Origin of the sequence: Leucobacter luti (assembly GCF_004217175.1) — a bacterium.
GTDB classification, from domain to species: Bacteria; Actinomycetota; Actinomycetes; order Actinomycetales; family Microbacteriaceae; genus Leucobacter; species Leucobacter luti.
On record NZ_SHKI01000003.1, the window covers coordinates 165081 to 186598 of the forward strand.

The window sequence follows — 21518 nt, forward strand, 5'->3', positions numbered from 1 at the left end:
CTTCGCAACTGTGATCTCGACCGGCTCGGACTCGTTGCCGTCCGGATCGATCTGCACCACCTCGCTGCTCCCCGGCGGCACCGGGCCACACGACCAGGTCCCGTCCGGCTGCACCGTGGTCGAGCAGATCACGTCGCCCGTGTCCGGGTCGCGAATCTCGATCTCGTTGCCCGGCTCGCCGGTGCCCGTCACCTCGCCGCCCGTCGTCGTATCAACGTGCGGGGGCTTCGCAACTGTGATCTCGACCGGCTCGGACTCGTTGCCGTCCGGATCGATCTGCACCACCTCGCTGCTCCCCGGCGGCACCGGGCCACACGACCACGAACCGTCCGGCTGCACCGTCGTGGAGCACAGCTCCGCACCGGTGTCCGGGTCGCGGACCACGATCTCGTTGCCCGGCTCACCGGTACCGGTCACCTCGCCGCCGTTCGTCGAGTCGACGTGCGGGGGCTTCGCCACCGTGATCTCCACCGGCTCCGACTCGTTGCCGTCCGGATCGATCTGCACCACCTCGCTGCTCCCCGGCGGCACCGGGCCACACGACCACGAACCGTCCGGCTGCACCGTGGTCGAGCAGATCACGTCGCCCGTGTCCGGATCGCGAATCTCGATCTCGTTGCCCGGCTCACCCGTGCCCGTGACCTCGCCACCGTTTGTCGAATCGACGTGCGGGGGCTTCGCCACGATGATCTCGACCGGCTCCGACTCGTTGCCGTCCGGATCGATCTGCACCACCTCGCTGCTCCCCGGCGGCACCGGGCCACACGACCAGGTCCCGTCCGGCTGCACCGTCGTCTCACACAGCGTCTCACCCGTCTCGGGGTCGCGGATCACGATCTCGTTCCCGGGATCGCCCGTACCCGTGACCTCGCCGCCCGTCGTCGTATCAACGTGCGGGGGCTTCGCGACCGTTGCCGGCGAACTGGGGGATTCGTTGCCGGAGCGATCGATCGCGACCACCCCGTACTCGCCCGCCGCGACCGGCTGCGCACTCGACCCACACGTGAACGCCCCACCGGCGTCCGCCGTTGTCTCGCACACCACCGCGTCGGTATCCGCATCGCGCACCTCGACCGTCGCGAACGGCTCAGCCGACCCCACGATCACCCCACCATCGGTCGAAGCAACCGTCGGCGCCGCCGGCGGGGTCACGTCCTGCAACCGCACCGTCGCCGTCTGATCCGCCGCAGCAGCATCAACCGTGAACGAGAGCGTCGCGTCCGTGGGATCCCAATCCACCAGATCCTCCGGCGTGCCCGAGAGCACCGCCGTGTACCGGCCCGTATCCGTCCCGTCCGCCGACGTCACCGTCACCGAACCCGCCGACGTGGCAATCACCACCGTCGCCGTGTTGTCACGCAGATCATTGCCGAACTCGTCCTTCAGCTGCACCGTGATCGTCGACGTCTCCGCCACCGACAGGTCCACATCGATCGGCGACTGCGACGCCGTGATCGTTGACATCTCCAAACTCATCGCACCGGCAACGAACTGGATCGAGATCGGATCCGGATCCACCTCGGTCCCCGCGATCAACGCCGAGATCGGGAAGTCCGTCCACGCCTCCTCAGAGGTCAGCTCGAACGTCGCGATCCCGTCCTCGTCACTCACGGCGGTCCCGCTCGTCACCGAGGTCCCGTTCACCCCCGCGGGGAAACTGAACGTCACCTCTTCGTCAGCGACCGGGTTGTTCGTCGCGTCGCGCACCGTCACCGTCGCGGTGTACGTACCGCCAACCGCGACCGTCCCCGACGCCGGAGTGATCTCCCACTCCGAGTTCGCCGCCGACGCACTGCCCGCACCGAACCGCACCGTCGCCGGCGAATCAGTGATCTCCGTCGCGGTCCCCGCAACATCGATCGACGCGGCAACCGAATAACTCCCGGCAGTCTCCGAGGTCAGCTCAAGCTCCGCTTCCCCAGTCGCACCCGTCGCGACCGTCTGCGGCGACGCGCTCCCGTCACCCAGCAGCGCGGCGGGGAACGTGAACGTCACGTCCACCCCAGCACCCACCGGGTTCCCGTATGCGTCCTTAATCGTCGCCGTCGCCGTGTGCGGCGTCGACCCATCAGCCTCAGCCACACCCGTCGTCGCGGTCAGCACCGACAGCGTCGCGTCAGCCGCGGCCGCCGTGAACTCAAGCCCCTTCGTCCCGGCAGCACTGCCACCGACCGGGTCACCGTCCACCAGCGCGGTCACGTCATGCGTGCCCTTCACCGTCGACGTCAGCACGAACGACACCTCGCCCGCCGCGTTCGTCACCCCGGTCGCCGCACCGTCCCCAGCGACCGTCACCTCGGCCGGCAGCGTCAGCGACACCGCAGCACCCGCAACCGGGTTGCCCTGCGCGTCACGCGCCACCACCGTCGCCGTGTACGTCTCACCGGCAGCCACCGGACCGGCCGGATCAACCGTCCACTCCGACGCCCCGGCATCAACCGCACCAGCAACAAACTCGATCTCGTCCGGCGACCCGGGCAACTCACCCGCACCGATCTCGCCCGACACCTCGTACGTGCCAGCAACCTCGCTCGTCACCGAAATCTCAGCGACCCCGGACGCGGCCGTCTCGACCACAATCGTGCCCGACGCACCCGACACCCACGTCCCCGCAGACACCCCGGCATACGTCACATCAGCCGGCAACACGAACGACACTTCCTCACCGGCCACCGCGTTCCCAAACGCGTCCGCCGCCGAAGCCGTCAACACATGCTCAGCCACACCATCCGCCACCACCGGCGACGCAGACACCGAGAAACTCGACGACCCCACCACCGCAGCACCCGCAGACCACACGGCGTCGGCCGTATCAATCTCCTCGGCGCCAAGCGCGGCGGTGATCGGGAAGGTTCCTGCGGTTTCGGAACTCAGCTCAAGCTGGGCGATGCCCGACGCGTCGGTCTGCACCGTCACCTCAGTCTCGACCGCGTTGCCGTTCACCCCGGCGGGCACCGTGAACACCACGTCGATCCCGGCGGCCACTGCGGCTCCGGTCGTGTCGTTCACCTGCACCGTTGCCGTGTACCGGTTGGCTGCCTCGGTGCCGACCGTGAGCGGCCCGGCGGGCGTCAGCGTGAGCGTTGAATCGCCGGCTGACGGTCCGAGGATGGTGATGGGTGTGCTGGGGGATTCGTTGCCGGAGCGATCGATCGCGACCACCCCGTACTCGCCCGCCGCGACCGGCTGCGCACTCGACCCACACGTGAACGCCCCACCGGCGTCCGCCGTTGTCTCGCACACCACCGCGTCGGTATCCGCATCGCGCACCTCGACCGTCGCGAACGGCTCAGCCGACCCCACGATCACCCCACCATCGGTCGAAGCAACCGTCGGCGCCGCCGGCGGGGTCACGTCCTGCAACCGCACCGTCGCCGTCTGATCCGCCGCAGCAGCATCAACCGTGAACGAGAGCGTCGCGTCCGTGGGATCCCAATCCACCAGATCCTCCGGCGTGCCCGAGAGCACCGCCGTGTACCGGCCCGTATCCGTCCCGTCCGCCGACGTCACCGTCACCGAACCCGCCGACGTGGCAATCACCACCGTCGCCGTGTTGTCACGCAGATCATTGCCGAACTCGTCCTTCAGCTGCACCGTGATCGTCGACGTCTCCGCCACCGACAGGTCCACATCGATCGGCGACTGCGACGCCGTGATCGTTGACATCTCCAAACTCATCGCACCGGCAACGAACTGGATCGAGATCGGATCCGGATCCACCTCGGTCCCCGCGATCAACGCCGAGATCGGGAAGTCCGTCCACGCCTCCTCAGAGGTCAGCTCGAACGTCGCGATCCCGTCCTCGTCACTCACGGCGGTCCCGCTCGTCACCGAGGTCCCGTTCACCCCCGCGGGGAAACTGAACGTCACCTCTTCGTCAGCGACCGGGTTGTTCGTCGCGTCGCGCACCGTCACCGTCGCGGTGTACGTACCGCCAACCGCGACCGTCCCCGACGCCGGAGTGATCTCCCACTCCGAGTTCGCCGCCGACGCACTGCCCGCACCGAACCGCACCGTCGCCGGCGAATCAGTGATCTCCGTCGCGGTCCCCGCAACATCGATCGACGCGGCAACCGAATAACTCCCGGCAGTCTCCGAGGTCAGCTCAAGCTCCGCTTCCCCAGTCGCACCCGTCGCGACCGTCTGCGGCGACGCGCTCCCGTCACCCAGCAGCGCGGCGGGGAACGTGAACGTCACGTCCACCCCAGCACCCACCGGGTTCCCGTATGCGTCCTTAATCGTCGCCGTCGCCGTGTGCGGCGTCGACCCATCAGCCTCAGCCACACCCGTCGTCGCGGTCAGCACCGACAGCGTCGCGTCAGCCGCGGCCGCCGTGAACTCAAGCCCCTTCGTCCCGGCAGCACTGCCACCGACCGGGTCACCGTCCACCAGCGCGGTCACGTCATGCGTGCCCTTCACCGTCGACGTCAGCACGAACGACACCTCGCCCGCCGCGTTCGTCACCCCGGTCGCCGCACCGTCCCCAGCGACCGTCACCTCGGCCGGCAGCGTCAGCGACACCGCAGCACCCGCAACCGGGTTGCCCTGCGCGTCACGCGCCACCACCGTCGCCGTGTACGTCTCACCGGCAGCCACCGGACCGGCCGGATCAACCGTCCACTCCGACGCCCCGGCATCAACCGCACCAGCAACAAACTCGATCTCGTCCGGCGACCCGGGCAACTCACCCGCACCGATCTCGCCCGACACCTCGTACGTGCCAGCAACCTCGCTCGTCACCGAAATCTCAGCGACCCCGGACGCGGCCGTCTCGACCACAATCGTGCCCGACGCACCCGACACCCACGTCCCCGCAGACACCCCGGCATACGTCACATCAGCCGGCAACACGAACGACACTTCCTCACCGGCCACCGCGTTCCCAAACGCGTCCGCCGCCGAAGCCGTCAACACATGCTCAGCCACGCCATCCGCCACCACCGGCGACGCAGACACCGAGAAACTCGACGACCCCACCACCGCAGCACCCGCAGACCAGTCGCGGGTGAGATCCGAGTCGATCTGGTCGGCGCCGAGCGCCGCGCTGAAGCTGAAGCTGCCGGCCTCGGTGGACGAGAGATCGATGCTCGCCACGCCCGCCGCGTCAGTTTGCACGGTGACGTCGTTCGCGGCTGCGGAGCCGTTCACCCCGGCGGGCACCGTGAACACCACGTCCACGCCGGCGCCCACCGCGTTGCCCTGGGCGTCGCGGATCGTGGCGGTGGCGGTGTATGTGCTCGCGGCGCCCGTGCCCGAGGGGAGCGGACCGGGCAGCGCGATCTCCCAGCTCGACTGCGCAGCGCTCGGCGCGCCAGCCGTAAACTCGGCGTCCGCCGGCGATCCGCTCACCTCGGTGGCGACCCCGCCGATTTCCACGGTCCCGGCGACCGGGTACGTCCCTGCGACGGAGCTCGTGAGCACCGCGGTGTAGGTCCCGTCCCCGTTGTCGGTGACGGTGGACACGGTCAGGTCGGCGTTCGCCGGGTCCGCGGCGATCGTCACTGTCTCGCCTGCGAGCGGCGCACCGGTCACCGAGCCGAGCACCGTGACGGTCGCCACGATCTCGGCCGTGCCGTCGGCCGTCGCCGTGGCCGGCGCGAGCGTCAGCGTTGACGTGTCGGCCGACGGAAGCTCTGAGTAGGTCAGGATGAGGCGCGCGTCCGAGCCGGACGGCATCGCGGAGCTCGGCACCGTGATGGTGGTGGCCGGCGCCGTGCCGCCGACGGTCGCGTCAGCAATGTGCGCACCCGTGAACGAGTCGATCACCTCGGCGCTGCGCAGCACCGCTCCGGTGGGGGCCGCGCTGGTGGTCAGCACGACGTCCTGTCCCAGCACCCCCTCGTGCACGCCCGCGCTCGGCGTGATCACGCCGGGCTCCGTGACCGTGATCGACTCACTGGTCGTCGACGGGGCGGTGCCCGTGACGCCCGTCATCGAGTAGGCGTACGTGCCCGGCACCGTACTGTCGGCCGACACGCGAAGCACCGTGTCCACCGTGCGCACGTCGTAGTCTTCCACCTCGCCCGAGGTGGTCCACGGCCGGGTGTCGGCGGTGGTCGCGGTGGCCGCGTACTCGCCGTCGGTGTTGTCCGGCTTCGTTACTGCATCGAGCGAGCTGTTGACGCGCAGCGTCGAGTATCCCGCGGTGTTCGGGAAGCCGAGCTCCAGCTCGGCGGCCGCGCCCGTGCCGCTCACCCCCGGCCCAAACGCGCCGCGCGGGTTCGCGTTCTGCGCACCCGCCGCAGAGATCCAGGCGGTCACCTGCGCGTTGTCTGCCTGCGCGCCCTGGCTCTCCGCGAGAAGCGGGTAACTGAGGCCCTTCGCAAAGAGCTGGTTCGCGGCGAGCGGACTGTCGCCCGCCAGGTTGAGGAACACGCCGTCGTTCGTGGTTTCCGCACCGTCGGTGCCGCCGACCACGCGCGCGCCACTGGTGGCGCCGAGGCGCAGCTCGGTCTCGGCGTCGTCCTCGATCGTCACGTGCTGGGGCCCAACGCCCGTGGTCGCGTTGGTGGTGAGCAGGCTGTTGCGTGAGAGGTCGGCCGTCGAGCCCTCGTACTTCACGGTGAAGTCCGCGGTGTAGAAGACGGAGGCGTTGTTGCCGGTGATCTTCACGAGGTCGTCCGTGTCTGCGACGTCGATCGTGGTGGTCAGCGGCGTGCCGAGCGCGGGGTTGATCCCGTTGTTGCGCTCGTTCATCGTCTCGATCAGGTTCGTGCCGTCGTTAATCGCGGTGTCGGCGGTGATCGCGACGACCTCGCCGTTCTTCACCTGCGCGGCGGCCCCGGCTCCGGTGGTGAGCGCCGGCTGCACCACGCGCACGTAGCCCACACCGTGCGACCAGTTCAGCATCGCCGCATAGCTGCCGTCTGCGGCCGTGGTGCGCGAGCCCTGCAGCGTCGCGGTCCCGTCGCCGTTGTCCTGGTAGATTCCGATCGTCTGCCCGGCGACGCCGGCGCCGTTGGTATCAACGACCTTCCCCTCGAGACCGATCGCGCCCTCCACGCCCGCGCCGTCGTAGTTGACGTACTGGCGGTTGAGGAGGCCGGGTGTGTACCCATCGACCGCCTCGGCCTTGCCCGTGAGCGGGTCCACGGCGAAGAGCTTCTGTCCGGTGTTGACGTTGCCCGTGGGGACCACCATCTTGCCGTTCTCGAAGCCGAGCGAGACCCACTCGTAGATACCGGTGGCCTCGGTGGGGGCCTGGTTCCAGGCGCCCACCTCGGTGACCTCACCGGTCGCTGCGGAGGTGCGCACGATCCGGCCGCTGCCGACTGCCGGGCTCAGGAAGTTGTACACGTTGCCGAGGGCGTCAATCGTCATGTCGCTCACCGCGCCACCGTTGACGGTGGGGGGCGACGCGACAAACCAGTCGAAGCTGTTGTCCTCGAGCGTGAGCGGATCGCCGTCGGGCCCGGGATTGAGCACGAGGTACTGCACGTTGTTCTCGTTCGCCGTGCAGTTGTTGAGGATCACGATCGCACTCGTGTAGGGGTTGACCTCCATGCCGCACGAGGAGTTGTTGAAGTTGCGGTAGATCGGCTTGCCCGCCGCGGTCGCCTCAGCTGTCGTGGGCACGGGGATCTCGATGGTGTACACCTTCCCCTTCTCGCCGACACCATTGTCGGTTGCCGGGGTCCAGTCGACCTCGACGGAGAACTGGAAGCCGTAGTGCGCTGCCACCTCAGGGGAGGCGGCCGAGCGCGTGCCGAGGTTGAGGCCCGGGGTGGCCCAGATGCCGGGGTTCGTGACGTGCGCGCTCACCCCGAGGTTGATCGAGTTGCGCGAGCCCGTCGGCTGCCCCTGAGCATTGGTGTTCTGGCGGAAGATCGCCTCCGTTGGCGTGCCCTTCGTGCCGATGATGCGGTTCATATCGCCGCCGCCCCACACGCCGCCGGCGTGGAGATCGGCGTCGGCCGGCCACGTCGCGTGGCCGACGACCTCACCCTGCACGTGCCCGGCCGCCTGCGCGGGCGTGGGAGCGAGCAGCGGGCCGTAGCCGAGCATCGCGGTCAGGGCGACGAGGAAGGCGAGCCCGAGTGTGACGGCTCTGCGGCCCCCCGTCTGGACGCCCGCGAGCCGCAGGCCGATCGAGCGCGACCCCTTGGCGCGCAGCTGTGAGCGTGTCATCGGTGTAGTCCCCCCTGGACAGCGTGTGAAGCGTGGTGTCTTAACTGTTCCCCGGTATCCGGTTCCTGCGTACTGCGGTGACGCCGAGCCGTCGGTGTACTACTGCTCGGTATCCGCCCCGGCGCGCGGGGAGGTGAGATAAGTGACGGTGAATGCGCCGTCTGAGTCCTGGTCGAACGAGACCCGCACCGAGTGCGTCTCGCTGCTGAGCGAGGTGACCGTGCCGATGGGGCCGGAGCCCTCGGATCCGATCACCCGGTACCCCGCGTCGGTGAGCGCCGTGAGCGCGGCGGCCTGCTGCGCCGGATCCGCGACCCGCACGGTGACCTCGGTCTGCGCGCCCGGCAGTTCCGCGGAGCCGGCGATCTCGCCGTCAACGAGCGGCAACTCGGCGTGCGCGGGGAAGCTCTCCGGAAGCGCCCCGCCCGCGTCGCGCGCCTGAAAGAAGAAGAAGCCGACGACCGCGAGCACCGCGATCACCACGAGGCCGCCGATGATCCACGCGAGGCGGCCGCGCCGGTCCTCCGTCGCGGGCACCCGCGGTTCACTGCCCCCGCCTGATTCGGGCGCGGTGGTCGCCGCGGTGTCGTGCGTTGAAATATCTGGTGTCATGTCGAGTGCCGTCGTACCCATCGTTGAACTACATCCTCGGACACGAGCAACATACAACGAATTTTCAGGAATGCCTAGCAAATTCATAGAAACCAACAATGCCGCTGCGCGACAGTTGTCCCCGGCCGCCAGATTGGCCAGAAAAGCCGCCAGAAACGCGAAAAACCCGCCGCAGTTGCGACGGGTTTTTGGCGGAGGATGGGGGATTTGAACCCCCGAGGGCGTTAACCCAACACGCGTTCCAGGCGTGCGCCATAGGCCGCTAGGCGAATCCTCCTCGCTGGCCAAAGCCAGCGCGCACCAGTCTAGCGGGTTCCCGGGGCTCCAACCGAACTCGCCCGTCCGCCCGGCGGTGCGCGCCGGGCTCGGCCACCGCCAGCGCGGCCCCCGAGGCACGCCCCAGCAGCGCACCACCGATGCTGCGCAAGCGCCCGATATAGGGGCCCACACCGCGCCCAGAGCCCTCAGCTGACGCCGCCCCGGGCTCCTCCCCGAGAAGAATCGGAGGTGCGACATCCGCGGAATTCCGCGGGAAATGGGGCCCGGACCCGAGATTCTCAGCTTCGCGACTTGAACGTAACAGAACGGTAACGCATACTGGATGAGGCGCACGGGCCAGAGCCCGGCGTTTTTTGTTGGACAACCCACCGGAGTTTTACGAGTGAAATTTTCTGCCAAGCCATTCATTGTGAGTCTGGTTGCTTCCGTAACCTTCACCATGGGTGCAGCACCGGCGGTCGCTACGGAACCGGTTGAGGACTTCGCAGTCGCGGCAGTGCTCCCGTCCACCACGGTCTCTCAGACGCTCGACACCACCGGCGAGGAGCTCGCCGGTGCAAACATCGACTCGGTGCTGCAGATCGAAGAGACCCCGCAGGTCCCCCACAACTTTGACGTCGCCGCCGCGATCGAACTCGCCGAAGACGAGATCGGTACCAGCCGCCCCACGGGGTGGAGCCAGCCCGGCGAGTGCATCATGTCCGCCCAGCGCTGGATCCGCGCCGGCGGCGGTGCGTGGAACGGCAGCGGCGACCCCGTCGCAAACTACGCCGGCGCCACCCGCATGACCGTTGAGACCGCCGCTCCCGGCGACATCATCCAGTACGAGTACGCGTCCTCACCCACGTCCTGGGTCACCGGCGTGCACACGGTCATGATCACCGAGGTCAACACCGACGGCACCTTCACGATCATCCAGTCGAACAGCCCCGGCGGCTCGGGCCTGGTCACGCAGGAAACCAACTGGACCCCCGCGCCCCCGGCCGGGTTCCAGGCAGCCGTCTGGCGCTTCTAAGCCGCGGACTCCGCCCCGGGCACCGGGGCGCCCAGCGCTCGCGCGTACGCGGCGAGCATCACCCTGCTCTGCGCTGACTGCAGAAAGCCGGCGGCGGCGCGCTCCGGCACACGGAGTTCCGCCGCGCTCAACTCTGCCACCGCGGTGCGCAGCGTCGCAGCGAGGGCCGCAACGCTGCGGTCAGCGACTCGCCACTCAGGCTGCACCCCCACGTCGTCCGCGATCTCGGCATCGCAGTAGATGGTCGGGGTTCCGAGCGCCGCGGCCTCAAACGGCGTGAGCCCCTGCGTCTCGAAGCCCATCGACGTCTGCACCAGCGCGTCGGCGTCGCGCATCGCCGCCAGCGCGTCGGCGTACGGCACGGGCCCGGGGATCGTCACGCGATCCCCCAGGCCGTGCTCCGCAATGCGCTCGCGCACCCGCGGCAGCAAGAGTCCCGCGCCGTGCAGCGCCACGTCGGCGTCGATCCCCGACTCCGCGATCGCATCGACGAACTCGAGCACCCGCTTCTCCTGGCTCATACGGCCCAACCACACCAGCCGGGGCCGTGACCGCGCCGTGCGCGGCACCGCGCGCACGCTCGCGATCGCCGCGTCGGCGACCCCGCCCGGCGTCACGAGCACGTCGGCGGCGACCCCGTGCGACCGGAGCTCGCGCGCGAAGTGGCGCGACGGCGCGGTCACCACGTCGGCGTCGGCCGCAAGCTCGGCAAGGTAGCGCCACGCCCCGCGGGCGGCGGGGTCCACCGGGCCGCGTGCGCGACCGAGCGCCAAGCGCCGCCAGATCCGCAGGCCCGCGAACGCGACGGGCGCGAACGGGGTGACCGCGCGGGTCCCGGCGTCCACGTGATTGTGCATCGTGTGAACGATCGGCACACGGAGGCCGCGGGCCGCGCGGATCCCGATCATCGCCCCCCAGAAATCGCCCTGCACGTGCACGAGGTCGACCGGCGGCCGTTCAGCGAGCGCTCGGGCAAGCGCCCGATCCGTACGCGCCCCGGGCCAGGTGATCCCGTACTCGCGGTCCCGAGTGATCGGCCGCGACGGCAGATCGATGTACGCGCCGCGGTCGGCATCTGCCACCGCGTAGCCCGGGCGGTGCAGCGCGGGGGCCGCAATCGACACCCGGTGCCCCAGCCGCTCGAGCGCCTCGCGCTGGAGTCGAATCGCCACCTGCACCCCGCCCAGGGAGTCCGGGTGCTGATCCGTGACGACAAGCACGTGCACGGTCAGCTCGCGGGGGTCTCGCCGCGGTACAGCGCCTCGAACGTGTCAAGGGTGCGGTCGATGTCGTGCACCTTGACCGCTTCGAGCGACGCGCGCTGCATCTGCTCGAACGCCTCCGGCGACAGCCGCAGCACTCGCTCGATCCGCTCGGCGAGCTCGCGGTCGTAGCCGGGCTGGAACAGATACCCGTTCTCGCCCTCGTGCACGAGATGCGGCAGCGCCATCGCGTCGGCCGCGATGATGGGCAGTCCCGACGCCATCGCCTCCATGGTGGCGATCGACTGCAGCTCGGCGATTGACGCGATCACGAAGATGCTCGCCTCGGTGAGGTGCGCGCGCAGCTCCTCGTCGCTCACCCGCCCGGTGAAGTGCACCCGATCGCGGATCCCGAGGTCGGTGGCGAGCTTCTCGAGCTGCTTGCGCTGGTCGCCGTCGCCCACGACCGTAAAGCTGACGTTGAGCTGCGGATCGATGCGCGGGATCGCGCGCAGGATCACGTCGATCTCCTTCTCGAGCGTCACGCGCCCCACAAACACGAGCTTGTTCTCTGCACGCGGGGTGAGGTCCGCGGTGTAGTCGGACGCGCGCAGCCCGCACGACACCGGCAGCACGCCGCGCCGATGCGTGTTTCGCTCCAGGAAGTCGGCCGCGCGGCGCGTCGGCGTGGTCACCGCGGCGGCGCGCTTGAGCACGCGGTCCGCGTCGCGCCAGCCCCAGCGCACGAACAGCTTCTTCGCCCGCTCGGGCAGCAGCGTGAAGTCGAGCACGTTCTCGGGCATCACGTGGTTCGTGGCGACGATCCGGATCCCCCGCTTCGCCCCCTCCTTCGCGAGCGCGCGGCCCACGACGATGTGCGACTGGATGTGGATCACGTCCGGCTGCAGGCGGTCGAGCAGCTTGCGCGCGTGGCTCGCCGCGCGCCACGGCAGAACGAAGCGCAGCCACTCGTGCGGGTACCAACGCCAGCTGGCCCAGCGGTGCACCACCATGCGCTCGCCCTCGATGGTCTCGACGAAGCTGCCGGCGCGGTTGTACTTCACCGACGGGGCAACCACGTGCACTTCCTCGCCGCGCCGCACCAGGCCGGCGGCGAGCCGCTCAGCGAATCGCGCCGCGCCATTGACGTCTGGGAGAAAGGTGTCGCACCCGATCAGAATGCGAAGTGGGGACTGACGATCGGTGGTGCTCACGGTGTGCGGGCGTCCTTCGGTCGGGGCGAAACGAACGCCGGTGGGCGAACAGTCTCAAGTGTAGGCAACGCCGCGGCGAATGCGCCGGTGAGCGCGCGGAATCGCGGATCTCCGGTACCAGACGATACGAAAATGGTACCGGGGTGCTACCCGCGGGGCCGGGCGCGCGGAATATACCGGGGCACCCAGCGCGCGAACCCCGCCGCGCCGAGCACGGCGAGCACCCCGACCGACGCCGCGGCGAGCGGGAGTGACACCGTCGCGATCGCCGAGACCGCGAGCGGTGCCGTGGCCCCGCCAAAGTCGACGAGCGTGCGCCACGCGGCGAGGAACGACGCCGGGTCGCCCGGCGGCGCGAGGTCGGCGCCGAGCGTGAGCACGATGCCGCTCGAGAGCCCGTTTCCGATCCCGATCACGACGGCGCAGACCACCAGCCAGGTCGCGGCCCCCGGCAGGTCGTGGGTGAACGCGAGCGCGAGGAAGGCGACCGCCATCCCGATCGTCGCCGGGAGTGCGGCCCACAGGCGGCCGAAGCGGTCCATCACCTGGCCGCTCGTGTAAAACAGGGCGAAGTCCACAGTGCCGGCGATGCCAACGACGAGGGCGATCCCGGCGGCGTCCATGCCGATTGAAACGCCCCAGAGCGGGAGGAGCACGTCCTTCGTGGTGCGCAGGCCGGAGAGCACCGCCGCCGCGCCGCCCACGCGAACCAGCGGGGCCCGGCTGTGCCGCACGGCGGCGCGGATCCCGGCGGTGCGCGGCTCCGGCTCTTCGGCCGGGCGCTGCACCGGGAGCACGCGCTCGGGATCCGGCGCGAACAGCACGAGGGCCGCCGTGAGTACCAGGCACGCGACGAACGCCCACACCGGCGCCGCCGGGGCGCCCGTGATCGCCAGAATCCCCGCGGCGAGGAACGGGCCCGCGAAGCGGCCGAGCCGGTGGGAGCCGCCGATGAGCGAGAGGGCACGCGCGCGGAACGCAACGGGGACGCGGGTGGTCATGAACGAGTGCCGCGCGAGCCCGAACGTGGCGGCCGCGAAGCCGACGACGAAGACCGCGAGACCCAGCGCTCCCGGGTTCGGGGCGAGCGCGATCCCGAGGGCACCGAGTGCCGCGACCCCCGTCGCGATCAGCATCGCGATGCGCTCACCGGCGCGGGAGACCACCCACCCGGCCGGGAGGTTGCCGGCGAGCTGGCCGACCACCAGTGCCGACGCGATCACCCCGGAAAGCCCGATGTTCGCGCCCATTTCCACCGCGATGACCGGGATCAGCGGCATGAGCGCGCTCTGGCCCAGCGTGAACAGCACCGTCGGGCCGTAGATACTCGGCGCCATCCGGAGCAGCAGCGCGCGCGTTGAGTTCGACATGACCCTTTAACAGTAGCCCCACACCGGTCGGGGCCCGGGTCGATGCTTTTTGTACCTGGTCATGAACGGACTGGCATTCCAGACACTGGCCCACCACGCTGGAATAGTGGCCAAGATTCACTCTGCCGCCGCCGTGAAGATCGGCCGGCGCGTACGTGCCGTGCGGCACCACCTGGGGATCTCACTCGAGGATCTCGGGGAGTTGTCTGAAGTGAGCTGGACCAGCATCGGGAAGATCGAGCGCGGGGCGCAGAGCCCGAACGTGGAAACCCTCGTGCGCCTCGCCACGGCCCTCGGGGTTGCCCCCGGCGATTTTCTTGAGGACGTGACCGCCGACGACTACGGCCGGCGTCTGCACCAGGTCACCGCCCGCGACCTCATTGCCGCCCGCGCGCAGCGCAGCGGCGCCGGACCGGGCACGGGGTCGGGTACTCGGCCGGGCACGGGATCCGGCACCGAGTCGGCCACGAGCTCCTGGCCGGGCGCGAGCGCTGGGCCAGGAGCTAGCGCCGGGTAGCCGCCAGCACCGTGAATGTGCGGTCCCGCGCGACCTGGCGGGTGGGGCCGATCACGCGTTCGACGAGCGGCCGGTAGCCGAGGTGGGAGTTAAACACGATCCGCAGTTCGCCCCCGGGAGCCAGCGCCCGCTCACACGCGGCAATCAGCCGGTGGGCAACGCCCGCGTGCACCGTCGCCCCCGTGTGGAATGGCGGGTTCAGCAGGATCAGCTCGGCCCAGCCGTCGGGCACCGCCTCGAGCGCGTCCGCGCGGTGCACGCACACGCCGGGTGGTTCCGGGGCTCCGGCGCCACCCGGCGTGTGCGCGCAGCCGGCGGCGCACAGGACGCCGGCCTCGCTCGCGGTGAGCCTGGTCGCCGAGGCCGCGGCGGCCGACTGATCGGTGGCGATCACCCGAGCGGCCGGGCGGGAGCGCGCGGCCGACACGGCGAGCACGCCGTTGCCGCAGCCGAGGTCAACAATTCGCGCGGCGCGCGGCGCCGCGTCCGCGAGGCCGGCGAGCAGCAACCGGCTGCCGTGGTCGAGGGTCGGACCGCCAAAGGTCGCGCCAAACGCGGCGACCCTGAAGTCGAGGTCTGGGTCTTCGCCCCAGCGCGGGAACGGGGCGCCCGTCGGCGCGCTCGGCACCTCGGCGGTGAGCACGCGCGACTTGCGCCAGCCGAGCCCGGCACCGACCCGGTCGAAGTGGCGCGCGAGCACGGTGTTCATGGCGTGCGTCATGTGCTTCACGCGACCGCCGGCGAAGACCACCACCTCGGGCTGCGCCCAGCGCGCGATCGCCCACGCGATCTCCGCGAGCGCGTCGAGGCCGCGCGGCAGCTGCACCAGGACCACTCGGGCCCCGCGCAGCAGCTCGGCGTCGAGCGCGTGCGACGCGAAGACACCGGCAGTGGTGTTGGGCGTGGCGTTGGGGTCGGCCTCGGTATCGGTATCTGCATCTGCATCGGCAGCGGCATCGGCATCGGCAGCGGCATCGGCATCGACGATCCCGAGCCGCGCCGCGTTCGCGCGGAGCGCCCGCTCTCCGAGCACCGGATCCTGAAACACCCGGATTCCCGTGGCGCCCAGCAGGGCCGCCGCACCGAGCGTGAGCGCGCCGTGGCGGTCACCGATCACGACCAGCTCGCCAGGCCCCAGGCCCCGAATCTCTGAGGCCGCGGTCGCGAGCAGCAGCTCGTCGGTCGCGTCGAACGCCTGCAGCTCGGGGGCGTCAAAGTCTGGCTCGCGGCTCAGCCGCGCACACAGCTCCGCCGCGCCGGCTAGGGCTTCCACACGACGACTTCGGCGTTGCGGCGCATGCGGGTTCCGCGGCGCAGCGTCACGACTTCGCCGCCGGCCGAGCCCGCGGCGAAGACACGGCGATCGGTGCGCTGCAGCCGCTCCTCCGAGAGCGCGCGCTCAAGCTCCCGTACCTGGGACTGCAACGCCTGCACCCGGTCTTCGAGCTGCAGCACGCGCCGAATCCCCTCGAGGCTGAGCCCCTCGGCCGAGAGGCGCGCCACCTCGCGCAGGCGCGACACATCGTGCAGCGAGTACCGGCGCGTGTTGCCGCGCGTGCGCTGCGGAGAGACCAGCCCAATGCGGTCGTATTGCCGCAGCGTCTGCGGGTGCATCTCGGCAAGCTCCGCTGCCGCCGCGATTGCGAATACGGGCGTGAAGCGATCCATCTGCGGTGTCGCCATGATGTCCTGTCCTCTCGTCCCAAAAAGTCTGGTGGGTCCGGCCGCCGCACGGGTGGCCGGACCCGACGCACTAACTGCGTGCGCGTGCGAGGAGATCCTCGCGGGGGTTTTCGTTCGGTTCGACTGCCTTGAACGCTTCAAGCGCCGCCGCGGCCTCCGGGGACAGGTGGCCGGGAACGACCACCTGCACTTCGGCGAGGAGATCCCCCGTCGCCTTCGCGGTCTTCACGCCGCGACCCTTGACCCGCAGTACACGGCCGCTCGGGGTTCCTGGCTGCACCTTCAGCTTGACGGGGTCGCCGCCCAGCGTGGGCACCTCCACCGTCGCGCCGAGCGCGGCCTCAACGAACGTGATCGGAAGCTTCAGCCGCAGGTTGTTGCCGTCGCGCTCGAACACTGGGTGCTTGCGCACGGCGACCGTGAGGATGATGTCTCCCGGCTGCCCGCCGTTGGGGCTCGGCTCGCCCTTGCCGCGCACCTTGATCTTCTGGCCGTCAGAAACGCCGGCCGGAATCTTCACCTTCACGTTGCCGCTCGGAGCCTGCAGCGTGACGGTCTTGCCCTGGACCGCGGTCTCGAAATCGAGCGTCGTCGACGCCTGGATATCGCGCCCGGGCTGGGGGCCGCGCTGGCCGCCGCCAAACATCCCGAAGATGTCCTCGAAGTTCTGGCCGCCGCCCTGCTGGTAGCTGTACTGCTGCCCACCGCGCGCGCCGCCGCCGAACATGCCGCCGAACACGTCCTCGAAGCCCTGGCCACCACCACCGCCGGAGGTGAAGCGGGCACTGCCCGTGCCCATCGCCCGAATCTGGTCGTACTCGGCGCGCTGCTCAGTGTCAGAGAGCACCGAGTACGCCTCGCTGATCTCCTTGAACTTTGCCTCGGCCGCCGCATCCCCCGGGTTTGAGTCGGGGTGATACTTCCTGGCCAGCTTGCGGTACGTCTTCTTCAGCTCAGCGTCGCTCGCGTTCTTCGCAACACCGAGGATCTGGTAGAAGTCCTTTTCGAGCCAATCTTGACTAGCCATCTGCCCCCACCGCCACCGCTACCTTTGCGGGGCGCAACTCAACATCGCCGAGTCGGTACCCCCGCTCGATTACATCAAGTACGGTCTGCTGCTCGGTGCCCGGAACCGGGACCTGCGCAATCGCCTCGTGCAGCTGCGGGTCGAAGAGGTCACCCTTCTCACCGAAGCTTGAGAGGCCGAAGCGCTCAAGCGTGGCGCGCAGCTTCTGCGCGATCGTCGCGAAGGCGGTGCCCTCGAGAAGATCGCCGTGCTGCTCGGCGCGATCGAGATCGTCGAGCACCGTGAGCAGCGGGGTCACGGCCGCAGCGATCGCGCGCTGCTTCTCGATCACCGCGTTAGCCTCGGTGCGCTTGCGATAGTTCGCGTACTCGGCGCTCAATCGGCGCAGATCCTCAAGGTACGGGTTTTCCGCATCGGCTGCAGCGGCGTCGGCCTCCACGGCGTCGGCGTTCTGCTCCGCGCCCAGAATGTCGTCGACCGTCAGATCCTGCGGTTCGGTCGGTGAACCGGCCTGGCCGGGGGCCGCCCCGCTGTGCGAGGCGTCCCCGGGCTGGCCCGCGGGGCCGGAAGCGTTCGCTCCCGACCCCGCTGCAGGAACTTCACTGCCGTGCTGCTCGTCGTCCGAGCCCGGTGTGCGCTGTTCCTCGTTCATCATGATTACTTCTGCTCTCCTGCGTCAGTCGCCTCGTCGTCCTCAACGACCTCGGCGTCAACCACGTCGTCATCGTTCGACGACTCTGCACCATCGGCCGCGGGCTGCTCAGCCTGAGCGGCCGCGTAGATCGCCTCGCCCAGCTTGCTCTGGCTCTCGCCGAGCTTGTCGGACGCGGACTTCAGCGCCTCGTCGTCGTCTCCGGCGAGCGCCTGCTTCAGCGCGTCGAGGTCGCCCTGCACCTCGGTCTTGACGTCCTCGGGAAGCTTGTCCTCGTTCTCAGAGATCAGCTTCTCCACCGAGTACGCGAGCTGCTCAGCGTTGTTGCGCTGCTCAGCCGACTCACGGCGCTTCTTGTCCTCGGCTGCGTGCTCCTCGGCCTCGCGCACCATGCGCTCGATGTCGTCCTTCGAGAGCGTCGAGCCACCGGAGATGGTGATCGTCTGCTCCTTGCCGGTGCCCTTGTCCTTCGCGGACACCTGCACGATGCCGTTTGCATCGATGTCGAAGGTGACCTCGATCTGCGGGATCCCGCGCGGTGCGGGGGCGATCCCGGTCAGCTCGAAGGTGCCCAGGTTCTTGTTGTCGCGGGTGAACTCGCGCTCGCCCTGGAACACCTGGATCGCCACGGAGGGCTGGTTGTCCTCAGCCGTGGTGAACGTCTCCGACCGCTTGGTGGGGATCGCGGTGTTGCGCTCGATGAGCTTGGTCATGATGCCACCCTTGGTCTCGATGCCGAGCGACAGCGGGGTGACGTCGATGAGCAGCACGTCCTTGCGCTCGCCCTTCAGCACGCCGGCCTGGAGTGCGGCGCCGACAGCGACGACCTCATCCGGGTTGACGCCCTTGTTGGGCTCGCGGCCGCCGGTGAGCTGCTTCACGAGCTCGGTGACCGCGGGCATACGGGTCGAGCCGCCGACGAGCACCACGTGGGCGATGTCGGAGACCTTCACGCCCGCCTCGGCGATGACGTCCTGGAACGGCTTGCGGGTGCGCTCGAGCAGGTCCTTGGTGAGCTCCTCGAACTTCGCGCGGGTGAGCGTCTCGTCGAGGTTCGCCGGGCCATTCTCGGTGAGCGAGAGGTAGGGCAGCTGCACCTGGGTGCTCATCGAGTTCGAGAGCTCCTTTTTCGCCTGCTCAGCGGCCTCCTTGAGGCGCTGCAGTGCAATCTTGTCGCCCGAAACGTCGACGCCCGTCGAGTTCTTGAACTGCGTGGCGAGCCAGTCAACGACGCGCTGATCCCAGTCGTCGCCGCCGAGGCGGTTGTCGCCCGAGGTGGCGCGCACCTGAATAGTGGAGAAGTCGTCGTCCTTGCCCACCTCGAGGAGGGAGACGTCGAACGTGCCGCCACCGAGGTCGAAGACGAGGATGAGCTCGTCTTCCTTGCCCTTGTCGAGGCCGTACGCGAGCGCGGCCGCGGTGGGCTCGTTGATGATGCGGAGCACGTTGAGGCCCGCGATCTCACCGGCTTCCTTGGTGGCCTGACGCTCGGCGTCGTTGAAGTATGCGGGGACGGTGATGACCGCGTCGGTCACCTTGTCGCCGAGGTAGGTCTCAGCATCGCGCTTCAGCTTCATGAGCGTGCGCGCGCTGATCTCCTGCGCGGTGTAGCGCTTGCCGTCGACGTCGTCGCTCTTCCAGTCGGTGCCCATGTGGCGCTTGACGGACGCGATCGTACGATCAACGTTGGTGACGGCCTGGCGCTTGGCGGTCTCGCCGACGAGCACCTCGCCATCCTTCGTGAATGCGACGATCGAGGGCGTCGTACGGAAGCCCTCTGCGTTCGCAATAACGGTGGGTTCCCCACCCTCGAGAACTGCAACCACAGAGTTCGTGGTGCCGAGGTCGATACCGACTGCACGTGACATGTGTGCTCCTTCGTGTTGGTGTGTCAGACGCGCCGCCGTTGCGTGCGTCCGGGTCTGTCAGCTCGGTCGGAATCCGACCTTGAGCCTGATGCACTCAAGTTTAATACGCCGCGCGCGTGAGTCAAGTCGGTTTCGAAAAACTTGAGCCAATCTCACTCAACTTTCAGCTTTCTTGCCAGTTCATCACGCAGAAACCCGCGAAACCGCTACTGTGAGCAGCATGAGCGAAACCTCGCAGGTGGGTCCGTCGACCGCCCCAGCTCCACCAGCGTCCGCGCTTCCGCAGCAGCACCCGGCCGGCAAGGGCAAGATCCTCGCCTGGTCGCTCTGGGACTGGGGCTCAGCCGCGTTCCAGGCGGTCGTCACCACGTTCGTGTTCGGCGTCTACATCACGCAGCCGGCCTTCGGCCCCGAGGCCGAAGTCACCGCGCAGCTCGGCACCGCGCTGCTCATCGCCGGGATCCTCGTCGCCCTCCTCGCCCCCATCACGGGGCAGCTGTCAGACGCGGCGGGGCGCCGCAAGCTCTGGCTCGGGATCACCACTGGCGTCGTGGTCGGCTGCACCGCGCTGCTCGCCCTCGTGGCGCCCGAGCCCAACTACCTCATGCTGGGGCTCGTTCTGCTCGCCATCGGCAACGTCGCGTTCGAGTTCGCGAGCGTGAGCTACAACGCAATGCTCAGCCAGGTCTCGACGAACGCGAACGTGGGCCGCGTCTCCGGCTTCGGCTGGGGCATGGGCTACCTCGGCGGCATCGTCTTGCTCGCGACCCTGCTCGTGGGGTTCATCTTCCCGGACCCGGGCTGGTTCGGGGTCACGCACGAGGGCGGCTGGAACATTCGCGTCGCCATGATCGTCTCCGCCGCGTGGTTCGGGTTCAGTGCGATCCCCGTCTTCTTCGCCGTCCCCGAGATCGCGGTCGACCCGGCCCGCAAACCCGGGATTCGCGGGATCCTCACCGCGTACGGCACGCTGTTCCGCACAATCGGAGACCTCTGGCGCACCGCCAGGCAGACGCTCTTCTTTCTCGTGGCGAGCGCAGTGTTCCGCGACGGCCTCGCCGGCGTCTTCACGTTCGGCGGTGTGATCGCCGCGCGCAGCTTCGGTTTCGACGCAACCACCGTCATCATCTTTGCGATCGCCGCGAACGTGGTCGCCGGCCTCGCCACGATCACCGCGGGCTTTGCTGAGGATCGGATCGGCGCGAAGCCGATCATGGTGTGGTCGATCGGCTGCATGATCCTCGCCGCGCTGCTCGTGTTCATCCTCGCGCCGCTCGGCACCTGGGTGTTCTGGGTGTTTGGTCTACTGCTGTGCATCTTCGTGGGCCCCGTCCAATCGGCGAGCCGCAGCTACCTCGCTCGACTCATCCCCGCGGGCCGCGAGGGCGAGATCTTCGGCCTCTACGCAACCACGGGCCGCGCCGTATCGTTCCTCGCCCCCGGCGCGTTCACGCTCGCCGTCACCCTCGGCGGCGCCGCGATCTTCGGGATCCTCGGCATCGCGCTCGTGCTCATCGTCGGCCTCCTCCTGCTGCTCCCGGTCCGCGCAAACCGGGCGGCGTCGGAGGTTCAACCGATCGGTTGATGCCGCGGCTCCGGCGCGCTCGTACCTTTGGTGTCGGTTGCCCGCCCCGCACTCACTGCGGGCGGGCGGCCATCACGCCAACAGAGACGAGGACCCCGATGACCGCCCCCACCCCGCACCGCCGCACCCCGCTCGCGCTCGCCGCGCTCACCGTTGCGGCGGCGTGCACACTGCCGGCGGCACCCGCGTTCGCGCTCGACGCGGTGGCCCCCGCCGCGATCGTCGCGGCGCCCGCGACACTCGCCTCGGCCGCGCCGGCACTCGCAGATTCCCCGGCCGCGGTGCTCGCCGCCACCCCCTGGGAAACCACCGGCGCGATCGACCAGGACGGCGCACCCGTCGCCCTCGACCACCCCGCGGTCGCAAA

13 protein-coding genes, 1 tRNA gene and 1 pseudogene are annotated in these 21518 nt (G+C 69.4%); 4 read left to right on the forward strand and 11 right to left on the reverse strand.

Translation table 11 applies throughout. The features are described 5' to 3' along the window. The 3 genes from EV139_RS03840 to EV139_RS03850 form a co-directional block, all read right to left on the reverse strand. A partial coding sequence (locus EV139_RS03840; protein WP_130453009.1) for an Ig-like domain-containing protein occupies window positions 1-8127 on the reverse strand: 8127 nt, incomplete at its 3' end. A gap of 99 nt (window positions 8128-8226) precedes the next feature. Next, window positions 8227-8760: a hypothetical protein gene (locus EV139_RS03845; protein WP_130453010.1), complete on the reverse strand. Its 534-nt coding sequence runs from the start codon at window positions 8758-8760 to the stop codon at window positions 8227-8229. 168 nt (window positions 8761-8928) lie between these two features. After that, window positions 8929-9016 (reverse strand) — tRNA-Ser (locus tag EV139_RS03850). A 441-nt stretch (window positions 9017-9457) separates the two neighbouring features. Here EV139_RS03850 and EV139_RS03855 point away from each other — a divergent pair. Next, complete coding sequence (locus EV139_RS03855) at window positions 9458-10033, forward strand: CHAP domain-containing protein (RefSeq protein ID WP_130453011.1); 576 nt, start codon at window positions 9458-9460, stop codon at window positions 10031-10033. Here EV139_RS03855 and EV139_RS03860 read toward each other — a convergent pair. From EV139_RS03860 to EV139_RS03870, 3 genes are all read right to left on the reverse strand, one after another. After that, entirely contained in the window at window positions 10030-11253 is a 1224-nt protein-coding gene (locus EV139_RS03860; protein WP_241988961.1) for a glycosyltransferase, read from the reverse strand. The two genes, EV139_RS03855 and EV139_RS03860, sit on opposite strands and share 4 nt — an antisense overlap. An 8-nt stretch (window positions 11254-11261) precedes the next feature. After that, the gene (locus EV139_RS03865; RefSeq protein WP_130453013.1) at window positions 11262-12449 is read right to left on the reverse strand and encodes a glycosyltransferase; all 1188 of its coding nucleotides are present in this window, start codon (window positions 12447-12449) and stop codon (window positions 11262-11264) included. A 146-nt stretch (window positions 12450-12595) separates the two neighbouring features. Continuing rightward, window positions 12596-13819, reverse strand: a complete 1224-nt coding sequence (locus EV139_RS03870; protein WP_198677441.1) for an MFS transporter — start codon at window positions 13817-13819, stop codon at window positions 12596-12598. Window positions 13820-13925: 106 nt separating this feature from the next. Here EV139_RS03870 and EV139_RS03875 point away from each other — a divergent pair, with 106 nt between their 5' ends. Further along, window positions 13926-14336: a helix-turn-helix domain-containing protein gene (locus tag EV139_RS03875; protein WP_130453014.1), complete on the forward strand. Its 411-nt coding sequence runs from the start codon at window positions 13926-13928 to the stop codon at window positions 14334-14336. Here EV139_RS03875 and EV139_RS03880 read toward each other — a convergent pair. From EV139_RS03880 to dnaK, 5 genes are all read right to left on the reverse strand, one after another. After that, entirely contained in the window at window positions 14323-15609 is a 1287-nt protein-coding gene (locus EV139_RS03880) for a class I SAM-dependent methyltransferase (protein WP_130453015.1), read from the reverse strand. The genes EV139_RS03875 and EV139_RS03880 overlap by 14 nt on opposite strands. Next, window positions 15597-16019, reverse strand: coding sequence for a heat shock protein transcriptional repressor HspR (locus EV139_RS03885; protein WP_237464550.1), 423 nt, complete (start codon window positions 16017-16019; stop codon window positions 15597-15599). The genes EV139_RS03880 and EV139_RS03885 overlap by 13 nt, the downstream gene beginning before the upstream one ends. A 70-nt stretch (window positions 16020-16089) precedes the next feature. Continuing rightward, on the reverse strand, window positions 16090-17046 hold the full coding sequence (locus EV139_RS03890; protein WP_130453016.1) for a DnaJ C-terminal domain-containing protein: 957 nt from the start codon (window positions 17044-17046) through the stop codon (window positions 16090-16092). After that, the gene (locus tag EV139_RS03895; protein ID WP_130453017.1) at window positions 17039-17701 is read right to left on the reverse strand and encodes a nucleotide exchange factor GrpE; all 663 of its coding nucleotides are present in this window, start codon (window positions 17699-17701) and stop codon (window positions 17039-17041) included. The genes EV139_RS03890 and EV139_RS03895 overlap by 8 nt, the downstream gene beginning before the upstream one ends. A gap of 2 nt (window positions 17702-17703) precedes the next feature. Beyond that, entirely contained in the window at window positions 17704-19566 is a 1863-nt protein-coding gene (gene dnaK, locus EV139_RS03900) for a molecular chaperone DnaK (protein ID WP_130453018.1), read from the reverse strand. Window positions 19567-19786: 220 nt separating this feature from the next. Between dnaK and EV139_RS03905 the strand changes: the two genes are divergently transcribed. Beyond that, window positions 19787-21151, forward strand: a complete 1365-nt coding sequence (locus tag EV139_RS03905; RefSeq protein WP_130453019.1) for an MFS transporter — start codon at window positions 19787-19789, stop codon at window positions 21149-21151. 98 nt (window positions 21152-21249) lie between these two features. Further along, window positions 21250-21518: pseudogene (locus EV139_RS15935) on the forward strand (hypothetical protein); the annotation flags it as partial.